Consider the following 2,412-nt stretch of genomic DNA (forward strand, 5'->3'; position numbering starts at 1 on the left):
TCGCAGAGGACATTGCCGGGCTGATCCGCAGCCTGCGGCTCGATCGGCCGGTCGTCGTCGGCCATTCGCTGGGTGGCATGGTGTCGATGATGCTGGCCGCGCGGCATCCCGAATTGATCGGCGGGCTGGGGATTGTGGCCAGCACGCTGAAGCCCGATTTCGGACGGGATCACCAATTGACCGACAGGGTCGCGGCGTTGCGCGATCCGATTTCGCCAGCCGATCCGTTCTATGACTGGTGGCATGCCTGCCAGCCAGGTGTGCCGCAGGCTTTTCTCGCCGGTCTCGCAAAAGACGCCTCCGCGATTCCCGCGGCGCGCTGGCGCGCCATTCTCGAAGAAGTCCGTCGCGCCGATCTGACCGCCGTGGGGCGAGCCGTGCAGGTGCAGGCGTTGATCATCGCTGGTGGGCGCGATCCGCTTTTCGGCGCGGTGCACCAGCGAGCGCTGGCTCAGGCGCTGGTGGGCTCACGTCTGGTGTGGGCGCAAGATTGCGGTCACAACCCGCATTGGGAGGATCCGGTTTCCATCGCCGACGCGATCTTGGAAATGATGCCGGGCCTGGGCGGGTAATCACCTCAACAGTGATCGGACCGTGGGCGTCAGGCGCAGCGTCTCGGCAGGCTTTGTGCAATCGGCCTGCGTGGTATCGCGGAACGCCTGCCATGACGGCAAAGCGGCGAGGGCGGTTTGCGACCGCCGGCGCGCGCCTTCGTCGTCGAAACCGGTGACGCTGAGGAAGACGTTTTCGCCCGACCGCACCGGCAGGCGCGGGAAGGTATTTTCGGCATGCTCGCTGATGAAGGCGCCAAGCAGGCGCATGCCGTTTTCCGCGAGCAGCCGAACGGCTTCGGTCTCGAAGCGGTTTGCGAAACCGGCTTCAGCGCCGCGTCGCAAATGATGAATCTGGATCTCAATAATACCAGGTAAGCGATTATTCTCGCTCTGGTTTTCGACTTTGTCGGGAGCTGGCCGGCGCAACCTTTGGATGTCGAACCCGGCGCCCGGCCAGGCCGGTTTCAGCAGCAGCACGTCGTCGGAATCGATCATCGTCGCATTGGCGGCGTCGCGATGCTCCGCCCAGACCGGCCCGCCATAGAAGGCGCTCAGCGCCTCCTTTCGCGCTGTCATGTCCTCGAAGCCGCGCATCCAGACGAATATGTCGGGCCGGTCGAGGTCGCGGAACTGGCCGATAATGGTCATCCCGGTCGCCTCCTGGCTCTCGATGAACTCGCGATCGAAGAGGTCGATCAGCGTTTCGCGCCGGCCGGGCTTCAGCGTGTACTGCCTGAGTTCCACGATCGGTGAAGCAAGGCGTGCAGAGATTTCGTTTCGAGCAAGGTCCATTGTCGGCACCAAAACAGGGTGATCGTCCTGTTTTGTAAAACAGACCGGTTGTCCTGTTTTGTCAATCTGGTATCGTGCCCAGATGTCAGGAGAGATTGCCGCCCAGCCGAAATCGCGTCGCCAAAAACGCACCAACGACCCGGAGGGCATGCGCCGCCGCGTGCTCGACGTGGCGGAGGAATCCTTCCAGGCGCGCGGCTATCACGCCTCCAGCCTCGGCGACCTGATGGCGGCGGCGGGCGTCACCGGCGGCGCGCTGCACCACCATTTCCCGACCAAGAAGGCGCTGGCGCTGGCGGTGATCGAGGAGCGGGTGGCCGCCGCCGTCGATCAGACCTGGATCGCGCCGGTGCGCGCCGCATCCACGGCGCGCGAAGGCGTCCGCGCCGTGTTCGAGGCGGTGGCGGCTGAACTGGAACGGCAAGGCTTTGTGCGCGGCTGCCCGCTCAACAACCTCGCGCATGAACTGTCGCTCGCCGACCCGGACTTCCGCATCGCGCTTGCCGGCATTTTTGCCGGGTGGCGGCTGGCGATCGCCGACAAGCTGCGGGTCGACCGGCAAGCGGGCCGGGACGAGGGCATGGACCCCGAGCGCTATGCCGCGCTGGCGGTCGCCGCCTATTCGGGCGCCATGTCGATGGCCAAGACGGCGCAGGATGCGGGTCTGCTGCGGGATTGCCTGGCGGGGTTGGAGCAGGGCGCCCCGTCCCCACAGAGCGGATTGGCAGCGAGGCGGCGCCGCAGGGTGCTGCGCAGACCACCTTGATGCCGGAACGCCGCCCGCTCTGTCCCAACGGCATCAAACATCCTGGTAACTCATTGATTTCCTGTGTCGTTTCGATTTCGAAGTTCGCTCGGAGCGCGATATAGAAACAATGCGACCTTCGAAATCACGACACACGAGGCCGTTGCTGACCTCAAACTCGTGAACTAGGAACCGTTTGCTCCGCTAGCCATGCTACTGTTGAAGGATACCGGGCCAAGGTACCCGTCAGCAGGCAGGCAACGTACCTTGACACCAACGATATCGTCCCAGCCGTTGGTTATGACGTCTCTCGCCCTCTCC

General features: G+C 64.3%; 3 protein-coding genes. 2 read left to right on the forward strand and 1 reads right to left on the reverse strand.

The window, feature by feature from the left end:
- The coding region (locus EN781_RS30675) for an alpha/beta hydrolase (protein WP_145965723.1) at positions 1 to 572 on the forward strand (572 nt) is incomplete at its 5' end.
- Here the strand turns inward: EN781_RS30675 and EN781_RS30680 are convergent.
- Positions 573 to 1,346, reverse strand: coding sequence for an NIPSNAP family protein (locus EN781_RS30680; protein ID WP_126055153.1), 774 nt, complete (start codon positions 1,344 to 1,346; stop codon positions 573 to 575). It abuts the gene before it with no gap.
- 148 nt (positions 1,347 to 1,494) lie between these two features.
- Between EN781_RS30680 and EN781_RS30685 the strand changes: the two genes are divergently transcribed.
- A complete protein-coding gene (locus EN781_RS30685; RefSeq protein ID WP_189347944.1) occupies positions 1,495 to 2,112 on the forward strand; it encodes a TetR/AcrR family transcriptional regulator in 618 nt (205 codons plus the stop codon).
- Positions 2,113 to 2,412 lie beyond the last annotated feature (300 nt).

The sequence above is a fragment of the Mesorhizobium sp. M4A.F.Ca.ET.090.04.2.1 genome, from assembly GCF_003999085.1.
Lineage (GTDB): Bacteria > Pseudomonadota > Alphaproteobacteria > Rhizobiales > Rhizobiaceae > Mesorhizobium.

What these genes read in the sequence shown, in the direction of transcription:
- EN781_RS30680 (WP_126055153.1), bottom strand. Translation starts at nt 1,346, where the DNA reads ATGGACCTTGCTCGAAACGAAATCTCTGCACGCCTTGCTTCACCGATC.
- EN781_RS30685 (WP_189347944.1), top strand. Translation starts at nt 1,495, where the DNA reads ATGCGCCGCCGCGTGCTCGACGTGGCGGAGGAATCCTTCCAGGCGCGC.